The sequence below is a fragment of the Gemmiger gallinarum genome, from assembly GCF_014982805.1.
In the GTDB taxonomy this organism is placed as follows: Bacteria; Bacillota; Clostridia; order Oscillospirales; family Ruminococcaceae; genus Gemmiger; species Gemmiger gallinarum.
Genome location: NZ_JADCKC010000002.1, coordinates 236,122 through 253,850, shown reverse-complemented (window position 1 = coordinate 253,850; position 17,729 = coordinate 236,122). Strand labels below are relative to the sequence as shown.

At 61.4% G+C, this 17,729-nt stretch carries 14 protein-coding genes; 6 read left to right on the top strand and 8 right to left on the bottom strand.

Annotated elements, in window-relative coordinates; genetic code table 11:
- Window positions 1-174 precede the first annotated feature (174 nt).
- Together INF35_RS06785 and INF35_RS06780 are read right to left on the bottom strand one after the other, a co-directional pair.
- Window positions 175-1,170 (bottom strand): sensor histidine kinase, encoded by a 996-nt coding sequence (locus INF35_RS06785; RefSeq protein WP_193500884.1) that lies wholly within the window; start codon window positions 1,168-1,170, stop codon window positions 175-177.
- On the bottom strand, window positions 1,167-1,841 hold the full coding sequence (locus INF35_RS06780; RefSeq protein ID WP_193500882.1) for a response regulator transcription factor: 675 nt from the start codon (window positions 1,839-1,841) through the stop codon (window positions 1,167-1,169). Before INF35_RS06780 ends, INF35_RS06785 begins: the two co-directional genes overlap by 4 nt.
- A 238-nt stretch (window positions 1,842-2,079) precedes the next feature.
- On the opposite strand from INF35_RS06780, the gene INF35_RS06775 reads away from it, so the two are divergent.
- The 4 genes from INF35_RS06775 (at window position 2,080) to INF35_RS06765 (ending at window position 6,463) form a co-directional block, all read left to right on the top strand.
- Window positions 2,080-3,273, top strand: coding sequence for a CobW family GTP-binding protein (locus INF35_RS06775; protein ID WP_193500880.1), 1,194 nt, complete (start codon window positions 2,080-2,082; stop codon window positions 3,271-3,273).
- A 33-nt stretch (window positions 3,274-3,306) separates the two neighbouring features.
- Window positions 3,307-4,287: a TIGR03943 family putative permease subunit gene (locus INF35_RS06770; RefSeq protein WP_193500878.1), complete on the top strand. Its 981-nt coding sequence runs from the start codon at window positions 3,307-3,309 to the stop codon at window positions 4,285-4,287.
- Window positions 4,288-4,481: 194 nt separating this feature from the next.
- Window positions 4,482-5,507, top strand: coding sequence for a glycosyltransferase family 8 protein (locus INF35_RS13785; protein WP_235983153.1), 1,026 nt, complete (start codon window positions 4,482-4,484; stop codon window positions 5,505-5,507).
- The gene (locus INF35_RS06765) at window positions 5,504-6,463 is read left to right on the top strand and encodes a glycosyltransferase family 2 protein (RefSeq protein WP_328740536.1); all 960 of its coding nucleotides are present in this window, start codon (window positions 5,504-5,506) and stop codon (window positions 6,461-6,463) included. The genes INF35_RS13785 and INF35_RS06765 overlap by 4 nt, the downstream gene beginning before the upstream one ends.
- A 97-nt stretch (window positions 6,464-6,560) precedes the next feature.
- Here INF35_RS06765 and INF35_RS06760 read toward each other — a convergent pair whose 3' ends face one another.
- The 4 genes from INF35_RS06760 to INF35_RS06745 form a co-directional block, all read right to left on the bottom strand.
- A complete protein-coding gene (locus INF35_RS06760) occupies window positions 6,561-8,135 on the bottom strand; it encodes a lipopolysaccharide biosynthesis protein (protein ID WP_193500874.1) in 1,575 nt (524 codons plus the stop codon).
- A 1-nt stretch (window position 8,136) separates the two neighbouring features.
- Complete coding sequence (locus INF35_RS06755) at window positions 8,137-9,273, bottom strand: polysaccharide pyruvyl transferase family protein (protein ID WP_193500872.1); 1,137 nt, start codon at window positions 9,271-9,273, stop codon at window positions 8,137-8,139.
- A gap of 67 nt (window positions 9,274-9,340) precedes the next feature.
- Window positions 9,341-10,087, bottom strand: coding sequence for an ABC transporter ATP-binding protein (locus INF35_RS06750; RefSeq protein WP_193500870.1), 747 nt, complete (start codon window positions 10,085-10,087; stop codon window positions 9,341-9,343).
- A gap of 12 nt (window positions 10,088-10,099) precedes the next feature.
- Window positions 10,100-10,900, bottom strand: a complete 801-nt coding sequence (locus INF35_RS06745) for an ABC transporter permease (RefSeq protein WP_193500868.1) — start codon at window positions 10,898-10,900, stop codon at window positions 10,100-10,102.
- Between the two features lie 240 nt (window positions 10,901-11,140).
- On the opposite strand from INF35_RS06745, the gene INF35_RS06740 reads away from it, so the two are divergent.
- Window positions 11,141-13,741 carry a translation factor GTPase family protein gene (locus INF35_RS06740; RefSeq protein WP_193500866.1) on the top strand — a complete coding sequence of 867 codons (2,601 nt, stop codon included), beginning with the start codon at window positions 11,141-11,143 and terminating at the stop codon, window positions 13,739-13,741.
- Between the two features lie 65 nt (window positions 13,742-13,806).
- On the opposite strand, the gene INF35_RS06735 is transcribed toward INF35_RS06740, so the two are convergent.
- On the bottom strand, window positions 13,807-15,144 hold the full coding sequence (locus INF35_RS06735) for an alanine/glycine:cation symporter family protein (RefSeq protein WP_193500864.1): 1,338 nt from the start codon (window positions 15,142-15,144) through the stop codon (window positions 13,807-13,809).
- A gap of 233 nt (window positions 15,145-15,377) precedes the next feature.
- Between INF35_RS06735 and INF35_RS06730 the strand changes: the two genes are divergently transcribed.
- Window positions 15,378-15,812, top strand: coding sequence for a zinc-ribbon domain-containing protein (locus tag INF35_RS06730; protein ID WP_193500862.1), 435 nt, complete (start codon window positions 15,378-15,380; stop codon window positions 15,810-15,812).
- A 93-nt stretch (window positions 15,813-15,905) separates the two neighbouring features.
- Here INF35_RS06730 and INF35_RS06725 read toward each other — a convergent pair whose 3' ends face one another.
- The gene (locus INF35_RS06725; RefSeq protein WP_193500860.1) at window positions 15,906-17,729 is read right to left on the bottom strand and encodes an ABC transporter ATP-binding protein; all 1,824 of its coding nucleotides are present in this window, start codon (window positions 17,727-17,729) and stop codon (window positions 15,906-15,908) included.

Genomic DNA, 17,729 nt, shown 5'->3' with positions numbered 1-17,729 from the left:
CGGGAAACGAAAGGCGGGGCGGTATCCTTTGTTCGGCGGACGGAGGGGACCCTGTTCCTCCATCCTGCCATCCAGTGTACCGCCCGGCGGGGGTCTGCCGCCATGGATGTACCTTACAAAGCCCGGGGCGTACCTAACAGTTTTGTCACATTGGCTGTCAGAGAGGCGGGACCGTCACTCGTAGAGCGGCGGCTCAGGGGGAAAGAGCAGCTCCACCCGGGTGCCCTGCCCCGGCGTGCTGGAGGCGTGGATGGTGCAGCCCAGCTTTTTGGCTGCCTGGGCGCAGAGGTAGAGCCCCAGCCCCGAGGAGGTCTGCTCCACACGGCCGTTGCAGCCGGTGTAGCCCTTCTCAAAGATGCGGGGCAGGTCCTCCGGCCGGATGCCCATGCCGGTATCGGTCACCGACAGACAGCGCCCGTCGGCGGCGATGGTGACCCGGCCGCCCGCGGGGGTGTACTTGACCGCGTTGGAGAGCAGCTGTTCCAGAATGAACCCCACCCACTTAGCATCGGTGACGGGGCGGGCGTCGGTGCCCTCGTAGCAGAGGGTCAGTTTTTTCAGAATGAACATCCGGGCAAAGCGCCGGGCTCCCGCCCGGATCACCGGGTCCAGGGCGGTGGGGCGCAGCACCAGGTCGTTCTGATCGCTGCCCAGGCGCAGATAGCCCAGCACCATGCCCACGTAGCCCTCGGTGGCAAAGAGCTCCCGCTCCAGCTCCGCCCTAGGCGGGGCTTCCTCCCCCTGCAACAGCAGCCGCATGGCCGCCAGGGGCGTCTTGACCTGATGGGCCCACATGGTAAAGTAGTCTAGCAGGTCGTCCCGCTGCTCCCGGGCCAGGTGGTCCCGCCGGGCGTGGGAGTCGGCCAGGGCGCGCAGGCTCTGCTGGTAGGCGGCCTCCAGGCCGTCGGGGCCGCCCTCGGGCGGGGCAAGGTCGGGGCAGGCGCCGGGGGTCTCGGCGGCCAGTTCAGCGTCCCGGCAGCGCCGGGCATAGGCAGGATAGCCCGCCCCCAGCAGGATGATGCCCGCCACCCCCGACAGCGCCATGGCGTAGCCGAAGGGCTCAAAGGGCAGGCCGTAGAGGTTGGTGACGGCGCCGGTCACCGCCGCCGTCACCGCCCACAGGATCACCGCCCGCCGCTGGGTATACAGATAGGCAGCAAATCGGCTCATGGGATGCAGTAACCCTCCCCTTTTCTGGTATGGATCAGCCCCGGCAGCCCGGCGGCCTCCAGCTTTTTGCGTAGCCGCCCCACATTGACGGTGAGGGTGTTTTCGTCTACAAAACAGTCGGTGGCCCACAGCGCCGTCATCAGGGTGTCCCGGGAGACGGTGTGTCCCCGGCGGGCCAGCAGCGTCTGTAAAATGCGCAGCTCGTTCTTGGTCAGCTCGGCGGAGAGCTCCCCGTTTTTCACCACGCCGGTGCCCAGGTCCAGCACCGCCCCGCCGCCGCAGTCCACCAGATCGGCGGGTTTGGCGTAGGCGTAGGCCCGGCGCAGAATGGCCTGCACCTTGGCGGCCAATACTTCCAGGTCGAAGGGCTTGGGAATGTAGTCATCGGCCCCCAGGTCCATGGCGGTGACGATGTTCAGGTTGTCCGCCGCCGAGGAGAGAAAGAGGATGGGCAGGTCGGAGACCTCCCGCAGACGCCGGCACCAATAATAGCCGTTGTGGTAGGGGAGCGACAGGTCCAGAAGCACCAGCTGGGGGGCAAAGGCGGTGAACTGGGGCAGAATGTCCTGCAACTGTTCGGCACAGGCGGTCTCGTAGCCCAAGGCGATGAGATGGCGGCTCACCTCCCGGGCAATGACGGGATCGTCCTCCACAACAAAGATACGGTACACGGCGGTCGGCTCCTTTCCGGCTGTCCCGCTGCAAAAGGCGGGGCGGGAATTTCTGCAAACAGTATATTATCTCATACGCGCGGGCCGGGAAAAATTTTGCAAAAAGTTCAAAAATACGCCCGAAAAAGCCCCCCGGACCCCCTTGACGACTTTGTTATAATGGTATTAGCAGTTCAAAACCAAGATTGCTAATCCACGGGGAAGCATCCCCAACGTTGAGAAATAGAGGTAGACAACCATGGCACAGACCAAAACCAAAATTGATATTTTCTCCGGCTTTCTGGGCGCCGGCAAGACGACCCTCATCAAGAAGCTGATCCAGGAGGCCTTCGGCGGCGAGAAGCTGGTCCTCATCGAGAACGAGTTCGGTGAGATCGGCATCGACGGCGGCTTCATGCGGGAGGCGGGCATTCAGGTCAACGAGCTCAACTCCGGCTGCATCTGCTGCTCCCTGGTGGGCGACTTCCGGGAGGCCCTCAAGAAGGTGGTGGAGACCTACCATCCCGACCGCATCCTCATTGAGCCTTCCGGTGTGGGCAAGCTGTCCGATGTCACTCGCGCCGTGGAGGGCGTGGCCGAGACCCTGCCCGTGGAGCTCAACAGCTTTGTCACTGTGGCCGATGTCAACAAGGTCAAGCTGTATATGAAGAACTTCGGCGAGTTCTACAACGATCAGGTCAGCCACGCTTCCTGCCTGATCCTCAGCCGCACCGGCAAGGCATCCCAGGACAAGATCGCCGCTGCCGTGGCCATGCTGCAGGAGAAGAACCCCACCGCCACCATCGTCACCACCGACTGGATGGCCCTCAACGGCAAGCAGATCGTGGCCGTCATGGACGGCAAGCGCGACCTGGTGGCCGAGCTGCTGGCCGAGGCCGCTGCCTCCAACCAGGCCCATGCCGGTGAGGAGGAGCACCACCATCATCACCATCACCACGACCATGACGGCGAGGAGTGCTGCTGCCACCACGATCATGACCATGAAGACCATGATCACGAGGACCACGACGAGCACGACCACTGCCATCATGACCACGACGACCATGATCACGAGTGCTGCCACCATGACCACGATCATGAGGAGCACGAGCATCATCATGAGCATCACTACGATGAGCACGGCGTCTGCAGCTGCGGCCACCATCATCACGACCACGACGCCGACGAAGTGTTCACCAGCTGGGGCCGGGAGACGGCCCGTCGCTTCACCCGCGAGGACCTGGAAAATGCCCTCACCGCCCTGGACAGCGGCGAGTACGGTCAGATCCTGCGCGCCAAGGGCATTGTGGACGGTGGCAATACCTGGTATGAGTTCGACATGGTCCCCGGCGAGCACGAGATCCGCCAGACCACCCCGGATGTCACCGGCAAGCTGTGCGTCATCGGCTCCGAACTGAAGGAGGACGCCGTGGCTCAGCTGTTCGGTGTCTGATGGAATCACACAGAAAAGATACAGGAGGCTGCTATGGCGGCAAAACAAATCCCGGTATACCTGTTTGTAGGCATGCTGGAAAGCGGCAAGACCCGCTTTATCCAGGAAACCATGGAGGACCCCCAATTTGACTCGGGGGACAAGACGCTGCTGCTGGTCTGCGAGGAAGGCGAGGAGGAGTATGACTCCGACAAGTTCGGCTTCGGCGGCGTGACGGTGGCCACGCTGGAGGACAAGAGCGAACTCACCCGCGAGAATCTGGAAAAACTGGCCGCCCAGAGCGGCTGCGGCCGTGTGGTCGTGGAATACAACGGTATGTGGCTGATCCAGGACCTGGTGGATGCCATGCCGGACAACTGGCTGATCTATCAGTGCCTGGCCACGGCGGACGGCACCACCATCAAGACCTACGCCGGCGACAACGCCATGCGCTCGCTGCTGCTGGACAAGCTGCGGGTCAGCGAGCTGCTGGTGGTCAACCGTGCCGAGCAGGTCAACGACGACGAGAGCCGCCAGCTCATCCACAAGCTGGTGCGTCAGGCCAGCCGCCGCTGCGACATTGCCTACGAGTTCGCCAACGGCTCGGTGGCCTACGACGACATCCCCGACCCGCTGCCCTTCGATGTCAACGCCCCGGTCATCGACATCCCGGAAGAATGCTTCGGCGTCTGGTATATGGACTGCATGGACGACATGCAGAAGTATGACGGCAAGACGGTGAAGTTTTTGGCCCAGGTCTGCCAGACTTCCCGGGCGGGCAAGAACAGCTTTGTCCCCGGCCGGTTCGCCATGACCTGCTGCGTGCAGGATATCCAGTTCGTCGGCTTCCCCTGCCGGTATGACGCCTACAAGGCGCTGAAGCAGCGGGACTGGATCACCGTGACCGCCAAGGTCAACGTCAAGTTCCACCCCATCTATAAGGGCCAGACCCCCGACGCCACCGGCCCGGTGCTCACCGCCCTGTCTGTGGAGCCCGCCAAGGCACCGGTGCAGGACGTGGTCATGTTCAGCTGAAAAAGTTGATTTCTATGGAGAAAAGCGCGGCTGTGTTTCGTACTATGAACGGGATACAGCCGCGTTTCTCTGTTGTTAGGACAAAATAAAAATGGTATAATAAATAAACCAGTTTTGCGGTCGGTATCAGACTGTGTGCAGAAAAGTACTTCAGAATATTACGGGACCAGATTCCCGAAACCGGAGGAAACGCAATGTATGTATGCTATGCAGCTGATAATAACTTCAGCATGCTGACGGGAGTCAGTATGCTGTCGGTGCTGCAGTCGACACGGGAACGGCCCATCTGCTTTTTTGTTCTGGACGGCGGCATCACCCCGGAAAATCGGGATACCCTGCAGCGGATCGCAGACCGCGGCGGCGCGCAGATTGGTTTTATTGATATTGACCGGCAGATGCAGCAGATCCGCGCCATCGGGCAAAAGGCCTGGGGAGATTTTCCGTCCCATGTGACTTGGGCGCGGCTGTTTCTGCCGGAACTGCTGCCGCCGGAAGTGGACCGGGTTTTGTACCTGGACGGCGACACCTTGGCGGCCGGGGATTTGTCGGAACTGTATCATATCGACCTGGACGGCAATATCATTGCCGCGGTGGAGGACTGTGTCAATGCACAGTACAAGGCAAATTTGGGGCTGCAAAAACAGGCGCGGTATGTCAACGCGGGCATGATCCTGTTTGATCTGGATGCATGGAGAAATTCCGGTCCGAGAAACTGGATCACAGACCTGATGCAGCCGGGCAAAGTGTATGAAATGGCAGACCAGGATGTTCTCAATCTGATGTTTTTGAATCAGATTCGGTTTTTGCCGCTGAAATATAACTGCAGCACCTGGTTCCGTGTACTGTATCTGGGGGGACTTCGCCTTCTTCTGGAGGATAGGAAGATGACAGCCTTTTCCGCTGCGGAAGTACATTTGTGCGAGACCGAAAAGGTCATTGTCCACTACAACAGCTGCAGGCTGATCGTGCGCCCGTGGTATCGGAATTCCACAGACCCGGACGGCAAACTCTGGCAGCAGATATATGCACAGAGTCCATGGGCGCAATGCCCGCTGGCCGAGGAGCCGGTGTGTTTGAGCCGGGGAGAGCGGAGGGACCGCAGGCTGTACCAGCTGTTTGGGAAAACGTGGTATCCCCTGGTACATGCGGTGGATTATCAGCTCAGAAAAAAAGTCCAGACCCTTTTGAAAAAACTGCTGAAAGGAAAGAAAACACCGTGATCACAGTGATCGTCCCGGTCTATTGTGTGGAGCCCTATCTCCGGATCTGCACAGCCAGTATCCTGGCACAGACCTTTCGGGATTTTGAGCTGCTTCTTGTGGATGACGGCAGCCCGGACGGCTGTCCGGCCTTGTGCGATGCCATCGCAGCGACGGATGCCCGCGTAAGAGTCATCCATCAGGAGAACGGCGGCGTTTCCGCAGCGCGCAATGCGGGCATCCGGGCAGCCAAGGGCGAATATCTCACCTTTGTGGACGCGGATGACTGGATCGAGCCCGATTACCTCAGCTGCCTGCTGGAGGCAATGCGGCAATCCGACCTGGCTGTCTGCGGAGTGGATGCGGATGAGATCCTCTGCCCGGAAGAAGCGCGGATCTCTGCCATGCAGCTGCGCACAACTCCGTCAAAATATGCGGCCAACCTGTATACCAACTGGGTCTACAACAAGCTGTACGTCACCGATCTGGTGCGCCGGTCGGGGGCAATCTTTCCCGAGCAGATGCGCCGGGGGGAGGATGCCTGCTTTGTGGCGGCGTATCTGGAACATTGCAAAGAGATCGCGCTGTGCGGCAAGGTGCTGTACCACTACCGGCAGACGGACGGCTCGGCCATGCACCGCTTTTACACCGGGGTCTGCGAGGATGAAGTCCCTCTCATGAAGATCCAGTACGATCTGTTTCACCCCCACGGCCCGGACAGTCTGGACCCGGCAGAGGAGGAAGCCTTTCAAAGATGGCAGCACGGCAAGGTGCTGGCTATTTTGCGCTATATCGCCGGTTATGCCCCGGACAGAAAGACGCAGCTGAAATATACCCGCGGCATGCTGGCCGAACCGCTGGCCCACAGCAGTATTTTGAATCCGCCGGCGGGGATCGGCCTGCGCGGAAAGCTGGCGGCATTTCTGCTGCGCCATGAGCTGTGGCAGCTGCTTCTCATACTGCTGAAACGCATCTGACCTGCCGCCAAAACCGAAAATCAGACAGCCCCCTGACGGATGGAACCGTCAGAGGGCTGTTTTTGGTATGGGGAAGGTTTCAGCCTCCCGGGGATGGTCACTGTCCGTCCCCGGAGGCCTTGCGGGCAAACTCCGCCAGCGGAGGAATACGGCCTTTGGTAATTTTGTCGGCCAGCAGCAGGCTGTCCGCAAATTCAGGGGAGCGGGCAAAGATCACAAGATACAGCAGGTTGGGCAGGACCACGCAGACTCCGGCCCGGAAGAAGAAGGTGGGCCATGCCGACCAGTGAGGAATGCTGCACACAAGGCAGGTCACGATGCAGATGGCCGCCGTAACGACGGTGTATCCAGCCAGGGTGCGGAGATAACCGGACAGACGTTTGCGGTCGAACAGAGTGGTAAAGATGTTGTGCAGAAGCCAGGGCATGCCGATGAAGAGGGTGGACAGCACGGTGGAGAGAATCACGCCGTACAGCCCCCAGAACTGTACCGTCAGCAGGTTCATGGCCAGATTGGACAGGGCGGTGACCAGGGGGCGCCAGCGGTCCTCGTGCCAGAGGCCGGCGGCATCCTTATAGATGTTGAGCAGGCGGTTGATCTCCAGCACATAGAAGTAGACGCCCAGACAGATCACAATGCTGTAGTCGAGGCAGTACTCGCTGCCGACCCAGATTTCCATGAAGGGCTGGTAGAGACAGAGCATGGCCGCGGTGCAGAAGCCGGAGATCCACATGATGATGAAGGTGAATTTCTTCAGGTCATGGAAGTTTTTGGCCTCAGTCTCCACGATGAGGCTGTTGCCGATGCCCGCCGAGCAGGAAGAAAAGATGATGGCGATGAAGCCGGCGATGGAAGAAAGGATGTAGAAATAATTTTGATAGACGGCCAGCACCGTCAGCCCCAGAAAGGCGGAGATGACGATGGTGTCCGCCGAATCCACAATGACCGACCCCACTTTGGAAGTGAACAGGTCCCGGACCTTGCGGTTGATGGCACGGATCTCATCGGAGGGGAGGCGTCCCTCAGGGCGGTAGAAGGGATAGGTTTTGGAGGCGCACAAAGCCACCACCAGGTTGACGGCGATGCCGCAGACCAGCGAGACGATGAGATAGGCGTAGTAGTTCTTGAAGAGGAGCAGCAGGGCGGCCTGGACCAGATACTGCACCGTGTTGACGGCAAAGGTCACCTTGCTGATGACATCGTTGCGCTGGTGGGCCATGAACAGCGAGCTCTTGTAGGCATAGAGCAGATAGGTGCACACCGTGGCCAGCAGGTTGAGCAGGTAGAGCACATAGAGGTTGATGCCGTCGGGCACATCCCCCTTGACCAGATTGGGGATAAAAGGCAGGATCGCCAGCCCGATCGCCAGAATGGCGCACCCGATGATGCGGTAGTACAGGTGGTACAGCTGCAGAAGGGCACAGATCTTTTTCCGGTCATTTTCAACGATGGGGCGGTACATGCTGTAGACCATGGCGCTGCCCACGCCCAGCTCGGCCAGATTGAGCACCTGCAGTACCGAGGAAAACAGGGTATTCAGGCCGAGATACTGGATGCCCAGGGTATAGATCATGACGGTGCGCATCAAAAACGGCACAATGATCTGGTACAGCTTGAGGCTTACCCCGGCAATGATGTTTTTGGTTGCGTTTTGTGTGCGTTCAAATTTCATATCAGTTCTGTCCGGACACCTGCGCCGGGGCAGGCGGTCCAAAATCGCGGTCAAAGGCGGCAAAGTGCTGCTCTGCGTCGGCGGCAGCCCGGCGGATCGTTTCCAGGGCCGCCGCCGGGAGAGGATGACTCAAAGCATCCAGCACCTGCCGGGCGGTGAGGTGATCCAGCTGCTGCGGCGTGCAGTGGGGGATGCCGCAGTCCAGATCCTCGATCACGTGGGTGAGCTTGTCGCTGTAACAGAGGGCAAACACCGGCCGCTCGTACAGCAGGGCCAGAATCATGGCGTGATACCGGGTGGCCAGCACGGCGTCCGCTCCCGCCAGATAGCCCGCAGCCTCCCGGACCGACAGGCGGGGATAGTCCACCAGCCGCACCCGGGAGGAATCCTCCAGCCCGGCGCAGATGGCCTCGGCCACCGGGCGGTCCTGCTCCTCGCAGAAACTGAGGAGCACCACCGAACGCCCCCCGGCCAGCGTTTGCCGGACAACTTCCCGGTGGAGGGCAAGATACCGCTCCTCCCAGGGGGCAAGGTCGGACCGGCCGTCCTTGGAAAGAGGGGCGGGGCAGAGCAGCAGATAGCCTTTCTCCGGCGGGTCGGTGCGCTCTTGCCTGGGGTAGGCAAACACGATGTCGGGGGCACAGGCGGCGTTGGGCAGCTGCCGGAACAGGGCATAGGAAAAGCGGTCCCGGAAGCACACCACTCTCGGCCGGGCCAGAATCTGCCGGTAGGTCTCCAGATACTCGTCAGAATGATAGGGACCGAAATTGCAGCCCATCACATAGGAAGGTTCCCGGAGAAAAAAGTCGTGCCAGGCAATCATCTCCGGCCCGGCCTGCTCCATGAAGCAGGACCCGGAAATCAGCAGCCGGGCATCGCAGCGCTCCACATACCAGTCGGAGCGGGTCCCCCGCAGCCGTTTGCGGAGAAAATTGACCCCGCGATACAACAGCCCGGACAGGGTGAACCCGTCGTTTCGCAGCAGATGGAGATTGTCCAGGCTTTGAACGATGGGAAGGGCGGCAGCACCGCTGCGCACAAAAAAGTGCAGGCGGGGATACCGGCGGCAGAGGATGGTCAGGAACAGATCATCCCCCAGGTTGGAGTTGAGGTAGGCATCCACGGCGATTCTTTTCATTCTCGTGTCACAAACGGCCCTGCCCGGACCAAAACTCCTTTCCCCGTATGGTGTGGAAGGGGGCAGATCAGACTTCGCCCCGCTGCATGGCGGTCTCGTAGGCGGTGCAGACCTCGTCGGCGGGACCATCCCCCCGCACCACGCCGTGGTGCAGCCAGATGGCCCGGCTGCAGAGCTCCCGCACCTGCTGGGAATTGTGGGAGACAAACAGCAGGGTGGTGTCCCCCGCCAGCATGTCCGCCAGACGTTTCTGGCATTTCTGCTGGAACATGAAGTCGCCCACGCCCAGCACCTCGTCCACCACCAGCAGGTCGGCCTTGACCTCGGTGGCCACGGCAAAGCCCAGGCGGGCCAGCATGCCGGAGGAGTAGTTCTTCACCGGCACATCCACAAAGTCCTTGAGCTCGGCAAAGTCGATAATGGAATCAAAATGCTCCTGCATGTAGGCCCGGTCGTGGCCCAGCACCGCACCGTTGAGGAAAATGTTCTCCCGGGCGGTGAGCTCCATGTCGAAGCCGGCGCCCAGCTCGATCATGGGGGCAATCTCCCCGTTGACCCGGACGCTGCCCTGGCTGGGGTACATGACACCGGCAATTACCTTGAGCATGGTGCTCTTGCCGCTGCCGTTGCGGCCGATGAGTGCCACCGACTCGCCCCGCTCCACCTGAAAGCTCACGTCCTTGAGGGCGTAGAACTCGTTGAACATCAGCTGGCCGCGCAGCAGTTTGACGGCGTATTCCTTGAGAGTCTCGGTTTTCTCCTGCGCCAGATTGAAGCGCATCGACACATGGTCGACGGTAATGATATTCGCCATGGTGGCGCCTCCTCAGATATACAGGATGAAGTTCCGCTGCAGTTTGCGGAACACCCACAGGCCCAGCACCAGCATGACCACACTGCTGACGATGCAGGCGATCCAGGTGTTGGGGCCGGGAATGTTGCCGTAGATGACCAGGTTGCGGAACAGGTTGATATAGTGATACATGGGGTTGAACTTCATCAGGTTCTGGGCAAAGGGGGGCAGCTGTTCGATGGGGTAGAAGATGGGGGTGGCATACATCCAGGCCATGGTCAGGATGCCGAACAGGTACTGGATATCCCGGAAATAGACCGCCAGGGCCGACAGCAGCAGGGCGATGCCGCAGCAGAAGAAGAACTCAAAGATCAGCGGCACCCAGAACAGAAGCAGGGTGGGGTAAAGGGTGGCGCGGGTGAAGAGCATGACCAGCAAAACCGCCGCCAGACTGAACACCATGGTCACAAAGCTGGAAGCCACACGGCTGAGGGGGAAAATATATTTGGGAATGTAGACTTTTTTGATGAGCGATGAATTGCCCAGCACCGACGCCATACCCATGTTGGCGCTCTCGTTGAAGAAAGTGAAGAGGGTGTTGCCGCAGATGAGGTAGAGGGGATAGTTGGGAATGTTGCTGCTGAACATATAGCTGAAGATGATGGTCTGCAGCGCCATCATGAGCAGCGGATTGAGAATGCTCCAGACGTAGCCGAGGAAGCTGCGGCGGTATTTGACCTTGAGATCCCGGGTGACGAGCTCCCGGATCAGGGGCTCATACTTGCGGAATCGGGCAAGGGTTTGCCGCCGTGGGCTTTGCTGCGTGTCCTGCATGATTGAAAACCTCCAGGCATTTTTTCGTCCGGGAAAGCCCCGGCGCAGACAAATTCATTTTATTATAGCACATACTGTTCTGTTTGGCGACACCAAAACCGAAAAATTACAGCGGGGCGGCAAAAAAAGAGCCCGGGCGGCCAGGGAGGAATATTGGACCCCCCGGCACCGCGCTGTACAACCCGCCGCCCCGTGCGCTATAATAAAAAAATACGATAAAACAGGGGAAGGAACAGAACTATGAAAAGGCTGGTCATCGGCATATTGGCCCACGTGGACTCGGGCAAGACGACGCTGAGCGAGGCGATGCTCTACCACGCGGGGGCGCTGCGCAAGCTGGGACGGGTGGACCACCGGGACGCCTTTTTGGACACCGATGCTTTGGAGCGGGCCCGGGGCATCACCATTTTTGCCAAGCAGGCGGTGCTGCGCCTGCCGGATACCGAGATCACCCTGCTGGACACCCCCGGCCACGTGGACTTTTCCGCCGAGGCCGAGCGGGCTTTGCAGGTCATGGACTATGCCATTCTGGTCATCAGCGGCACCGACGGCATCCAGAGCCACACCGAGACGCTCTGGCGGCTGTTGGAACGCTACCGGGTGCCGGTGTTCGTTTTTGTGAACAAGATGGACCTGGCGGGGGCCGACCGGGCTCTGCGCCTGGCCGAGCTGCGCCGCCGCTTCGGGGACGGCTGCGTCGATCTCACCGACCCCGCCTGCGCCGACGATCTGGCCCTCTGCAATGAAGAACTGCTGGAGACGGTCACGGCGGGCAAAACGCCCACCAAAGACCAGCTGGCCGCGGCCATCGCCCGGCGGGAGGTCTTTCCCTGTTATTTCGGCGCTGCCCTGCGCCTGGAGGGGGTGGACGCCCTTACCGACGCCCTGGATACCCTCACCCGGCAGCCGGAGGCACCGGCGGAATTCGGCGCCCGCATCTTCAAGATCACCCGGGATGACACCGGCTCCCGCCTGACCTGGCTGAAGGTGACGGGGGGCGAACTCAACGTCAAGGCGGAGCTCTCCTCCCGCCCCGACGCCCGCACCCCCTGGCAGGGCAAGGCGGACCAGCTGCGGCTCTACTCAGGGGCCAAGTTCCAGCCCATCGGCAAGGCGCTGCCGGGGGCGGTCTGTGCCGTCACCGGCCTGGCCGACACCTACCCCGGGGAGGGGCTGGGCTTTGAGCCCGACGCTGCAGCCCCCGCTCTGGAGCCGGTGCTGCGCTACCGGGTCCACCTGCCCGAAAGCTGTGATGTTCACACCGCCCTGCGCCAGCTGCGGGAACTGGAACAGGAGGACCCCCTCCTCCACGTGGTGTGGGACGAACGGCTGGGAGAGGTCCATCTCCAGCTCATGGGCGAGGTGCAGATGGAAATTCTGCAGAGCCTGCTGAAACGCCGCTTCGGGCTGGAAGTCACCTTCGACGAGGGCGGCATCCTGTATAAAGAGACCATCAACACCCGGGTGGAGGGGGTGGGCCACTATGAGCCCCTGCGCCACTATGCCGAGGTACACCTTCTGCTGGAACCCGGCGAGCCGGGCAGCGGCGTCCGGCTGGATTCTTCCTGCCGGGAGGATGCCCTGGCCCTCAACTGGCAGCGGCTGATCCTCACCCATCTGGCGGAAAAGACCCATCTGGGCCCCCTGACCGGTGCGCCTCTCACCGATGTGCATATCACCCTGGCATCCGGTCGTGCTCACCCCAAACACACCGAGGGCGGGGACTTCCGCCAGGCCACCTACCGGGCGGTGCGGCAGGGTCTGCGCACCGCCCAGGCGGCGGGGAGCTGCGTGCTGCTGGAACCCTGGTACGAGTTCAAACTTCGCCTGCCCCAGGAGAACGTGGGCCGGGCTCTGGCCGATATGCCCCGCCTCTGCGCCCAGTTTGAGGCGCCCCTCTCGGAGGGGGAGACGGCGGTGCTTTCCGGCAAGGCGCCGGTGTCGGAGCTGAGGGGCTACGCCCGGGAGGTGGCGGCCTATACCCGGGGCCGGGGCCAGCTGACCTGCCTGCCCTGCGGCTACGCCCCCTGCCACAACGCCCAGGAGGTCATTGAAGCGGCAGGCTACGATGCCGACGCCGATACCGACAATACCGCCGACTCGGTGTTCTGCTCCCACGGGGCGGGGTACAACGTCCACTGGGACGAGGTCCCCAGTCATATGCACCTGCCCAGCGTGCTGGACCGGGATACCCGCATGGCCCAGAGCATGGCCCGGGAGGGGGACCGCAGCGCCCGGGCCGCCCGGGCGGCAGCCTACCGGGGCACTCTGGCCGAGGACAAGGAACTCATGGCCATCTTTGAGCGCACCTACGGACCCATCCGCCGGGATGCCCGCCAGGCCATGCGCCCGGTGAAAAAGCAGCCTCCCGCTCCGGCGGCACCACGAACGCCCGCCGCGCCCCGCCCCGAAGGCCCCGAGCACCTTCTGGTGGACGGCTACAACGTGATTTTTGCCTGGGATGAACTCAAAGCCCTGGCTGCCGACAATCTGGACGCTGCCCGCCGCAAACTCATGGATATCCTCTGCAACTATGCGGGCTACCGCAAATGCGTGCCCATTCTGGTGTTCGATGCCTACAAGGTTAAGGGCGGCGGCCGTGAGGTGGAACAATACCACAACCTCTACGTGGTCTACACCAAGGAGGCGGAGACCGCCGACATGTACATTGAAAAGGCCACCCACGAGATCGCCAAGCAGTACCGTACCCGGGTGGTCACCTCCGACGGCGCCGAGCAGCTCATCATTCTGGGCAACGGCGCCCTGCGGGTGTCCTCCAAGGCCTTCCGGGAGGAGGTCCGGGCAGTGGAGGCCGAGATCCGGGAATTCCTGACCCAGTAATTGACAGAAAACAAAAACCGCAGAGCCGGTCCGGCTCTGCGGTTTTTGCGCTGCGAAAAAAGGCGTTACTTGTTTTTGTGGATGCGGACCACCAGACCCGACAGGGCCAGCAGGCCGATGAGGTTGGGAATGACCATCAGGCCGTTGAAGAAGTCGGACAGCTCCCACACCAGATCCACCTTGAGGGCGGAGCCCACCAGCACAAAGATGACGACGATAACGCTGTACACCGGCAGCATCTTTTTGCCGAAGAGGGCTTTGAAGTTGACTTCGCCGAAGAAGTACCAGCCGATAATGGTGGAGAAGGCGAAGAACAGCATGCAGATGGCGATGAACACATCGCCGAAGGCGCCGAAGGACTGGTTGAAAGCCCCCTGGGTCAGGGCAGTGCCCTGCAGGCCGGTGGGGATGAGCCCCGAGGTGATGACCACCAGGGCGGTGAGGGTCAGGATGACGAAGGTGTCGAAGAAGACGCCGATCATGGCGATGACGCCCTGGTCCTGGGGGTGTTCCACCTTGGCAAGAGCATGGGCGTGGGGGGTGGAGCCCATACCGGCCTCGTTGGAGAAGAGGCCGCGGGCAACGCCGTAGCGCATGGCCTCCCGGACGGTGACGCCTGCGATGCCGCCGGCGATGGCCTGAGGCTCAAAGGCCAGCACAAAGATCTGGGCGAAGGCGTTGGGGATGAGCTGCCAGCGCATGACCAGAATGATCAGGCAGCCCACAATGTAAAAGACCGCCATGAAGGGAACCAGCTTTTCAGTGACGGAAGCCAGGCGCTTGACGCCGCCCAGGAAGATGAAGGCGGCGATGATGGCCACCACCACGCCCACGGCCAGCTTGTTGACGCCGAAGGCATTGTGGAAGGCATCGCTGATGGAGTTGGACTGGACCATGTTGCCCATAAAGCCCAGAGCCAGCACAATGGCCACCGAGAAGAACCCGGCCAGGAACTTGCCGAACCTGCCCTTGAAGGCGGCGCGGATGTAGTAGGCGGGGCCGCCGGTGACCTGGCCGTCCACCGTGGTCTTGAAGGTCTGGGCCAGAATGGCCTCGGCGTAGATGGTGGCCATGCCGAAGAAGGCGGACATCCACATCCAGAAGATGGCGCCCGGGCCGCCGCCCGCCAGGGCGGTGGCGCAGCCGGTGATGTTGCCGGTGCCCACCTGGGCGGCCACAGCGGTGGTCAGCGCCTGGAAGGAGCTCATGCCGTCCTTGCCTGCCGCCTTGCCGTGAAGGCTGAACTCACTGAACATGCCCCGCATGCCGCTGCCGAACTTGAAGATCTGTACAAAGCCCAGCCGGATGGTAAAGTAAATGCCGGTGCCGCACAAAAGAAACAGCAGAATGTTGTTCCACAAAAAATCGCTGGCAGTGCTGACCAGCTGCGTAAATTGTTCCATTCTTCCCACTCACTTTCTGTTTTGCTGACCTTCCCGCACCGCAGCGGGAATGGTCTGCACCGCTCCCAGATTCCCGGCGGGCAGCGGCGCGTCGAAACATAGCGTATCATGTTTCTTTGATAAAGTCAAGTGTATGCCTGTGGCGCACACATCTGCTTGCAATGGAATCGGCAATATGCTATTATCAGAAAAACGACAGGACCCCACAAAAAAGCACAGGGAGGCGTACAATTATGAAAAGCATCAAGCCGGGCCGCGGTTCATCCGCCATGGAAGTGGTTTTTGGCATCTTCGGCATTGGATTCGGCGTGTTCTGGACCATCCTGGCCGCCTCCATCACTCAGGGAGCGGGCATTGTGGGCCTGATTTTCCCCCTGTTTGGTGTGGCTTTTATCGTTCTGGGCGTCATCCGCACCGCGTATTCGGCGCAGAACGCTTTCGGCAAAAACCGCTACTCGGAGTACGACATCACCGAGGACGGGGAGGAACCGGACCCCTTTGACCCCCGCAACGCCCACCGGGAGGACCTGTACCGGGATACGTCCTCCCGCTCCGCGCCCCATGAGGGCCAGGCCTCCGCCCCGGAGGGCGGCTTCTGCCCCTACTGCGGCGCGCCGCTGCAGGCTGACTATGCATTCTGCCGCCGCTGCGGCAAAAAAGTGTCCTGACAGGGCACTGCCACACACAAAGAAACAAAACCCGCCCCGCCAGGCTTTTCTCGCCTGACGGGGCGGGTTTTTGTATGGGGGCGCGGGAGGGCTTTACCCGGCATTGGAATCTTCAAACTGGGCACGGTAGAGAGCGCAGTAAGCGCCGCCTTTGGCCAGCAGTTCTTGGTGGGTGCCCTGTTCGGCCACACGACCGTTCTGCAAAAGCAGGATCTGGTCGGCGTTCTGGATGGTGGACAGGCGGTGGGCAATGACAAAGCAGGTGCGGCCCTGCATCAGGGTGAGCATGGCTTTCTGGATCTGCTGCTCGGTACCGGTGTCCACATTGGAGGTGGCCTCGTCCAGAATCAGCATGGGGGCGTCCAGCAGCATGGCCCGGGCGATGGTCAAAAGCTGGCGCTGGCCCTTGGAGATGTTGGCGCCGCCGTCCTGCAATACCGTGTCATAGCCCTGGGGCAGGGACAGAATAAACCGGTGAATGTGGGCGGCCCGGGCGGCGTTCATGACCTCCTGCCGGGTGACGCCCGGCTTGCCGTAGGCCAGATTTTCATAGATGGTGCCGGTGAACAGCCAGGTGTCCTGCAAAACCATGGAGTAGGCCAGCCGCAGGCTGGCTCGGGTCAGATGCCGGATGTCGTGTCCGTCCACCGTGATGCTGCCGCGGAGGGGATCGTAGAACCGCATGAGCAGGTTGATGATGGTGGTCTTGCCCGCACCGGTGGGGCCCACAATGGCAATGGTCTGGCCGGGCTTTGCCCGCAGATTCAGGCCCTGCAGCACCGGAGCGTCGGGGGAATAGCCGAAGTCGATGCCGGTCAGGACGACCTCGCCCCGGACGGAGGCGGGGGCCAGCACCTGGGCGTCAGGGGCGTCGGGGGCTTCCTCCGGCTCATCCAGCAGGGTAAAGACCCGCTCCGCCGCCGCCAGGGTGGACTGCAATTCGCTGAACAGATTGGCAAACTCGTTGATGGGGCCTGAAAATTTGCGGGAGTAGAGCACAAAGGAGGATACACTGCCCAGGGAGATCCAACCCGCCATATACAGCACGGCGCCCAGGGTGCTGACCAGTGCCAGAGACAGGTTGTTGATGAATCCCACCGAGGGCCCCGTCATGCTGGCAAAGCAGTCGGCGCGGTAGTTGGCCTCGCAGGCCTGGGCGTTTTTGGCATCGAAGCGGTGGAGAAAGACATTGCCCCGGCCATAGGCGCGGATGGTTTCCAGCCCTCCGGTCATCTCCTCGGCGTAGCCGTTCAGGGCGCCCAGGGCCGCCGAGCGGTCCCGGTAAAGGGGACGGACCTTCCGTGCCCGGTAGCGGGTAAAGAGAATGGAGGCCGGAATGGTGACGAGAAAGGGCAGAAACAGCAGGGGAGAGATGGTCAGCATCATGATGAAGGACCCTGCCACCGTCAGCAGGTTGGTCATCATCTGAATAAGGTCGGTGGACAGCATGGTGCTGATGGTATCGATATCGTAGGACAATACGCTCAGGGCGTCGCCGATGGCATGGCTGTCATAAAAGCGGACGGGCAGCTTCATGAGATGTTCAAACACATCCCGCCGCAGCCGGTAGACCACGTCCCGGGCGATGCGCACCATGAGAGTGGCCAGCAGATAGCTCAGGGCAGCCGACACCAGATAGGCGACCAGCATCCATTTGGCATAGAAGAATACCGCCTCAAAGTCCACCTGTCCCTGTCCGGGGCGCAGGGCGTCCACAGCGTAGCCGCTGAGCTTGGGTCCCACCAGGGCCAGCAGATTGCTGGCAATGCTGATGACGATGGCCAGTGCCACCAGACGCCGGCACCCGGCCAGATAGGTCCACAGCCGTTTGAGAATGACGCCCGCACTCTGTTTGGGCCGCTCGAAAGACTTGCCGTCGTTTCCCGCCGGTCCTCCCAAACCTTTGCTTTCCCGCAT

Bases quoted from the DNA above. Each gene is read 5' to 3' on its own strand.
- INF35_RS06785 (WP_193500884.1), bottom strand. From the start codon at position 1,170: ATGAGCCGATTTGCTGCCTATCTGTATACCCAGCGGCGGGCGGTGATC.
- INF35_RS06775 (WP_193500880.1), top strand. From the start codon at position 2,080: ATGGCACAGACCAAAACCAAAATTGATATTTTCTCCGGCTTTCTGGGC.
- INF35_RS06770 (WP_193500878.1), top strand. From the start codon at position 3,307: ATGGCGGCAAAACAAATCCCGGTATACCTGTTTGTAGGCATGCTGGAA.
- INF35_RS13785 (WP_235983153.1), top strand. From the start codon at position 4,482: ATGTATGTATGCTATGCAGCTGATAATAACTTCAGCATGCTGACGGGA.
- INF35_RS06760 (WP_193500874.1), bottom strand. From the start codon at position 8,135: ATGAAATTTGAACGCACACAAAACGCAACCAAAAACATCATTGCCGGG.
- INF35_RS06755 (WP_193500872.1), bottom strand. From the start codon at position 9,273: ATGAAAAGAATCGCCGTGGATGCCTACCTCAACTCCAACCTGGGGGAT.
- INF35_RS06750 (WP_193500870.1), bottom strand. From the start codon at position 10,087: ATGGCGAATATCATTACCGTCGACCATGTGTCGATGCGCTTCAATCTG.
- INF35_RS06745 (WP_193500868.1), bottom strand. From the start codon at position 10,900: ATGCAGGACACGCAGCAAAGCCCACGGCGGCAAACCCTTGCCCGATTC.
- INF35_RS06740 (WP_193500866.1), top strand. From the start codon at position 11,141: ATGAAAAGGCTGGTCATCGGCATATTGGCCCACGTGGACTCGGGCAAG.
- INF35_RS06735 (WP_193500864.1), bottom strand. From the start codon at position 15,144: ATGGAACAATTTACGCAGCTGGTCAGCACTGCCAGCGATTTTTTGTGG.
- INF35_RS06730 (WP_193500862.1), top strand. From the start codon at position 15,378: ATGAAAAGCATCAAGCCGGGCCGCGGTTCATCCGCCATGGAAGTGGTT.
- INF35_RS06725 (WP_193500860.1), bottom strand. From the start codon at position 17,729: ATGCGGGAAAGCAAAGGTTTGGGAGGACCGGCGGGAAACGACGGCAAG.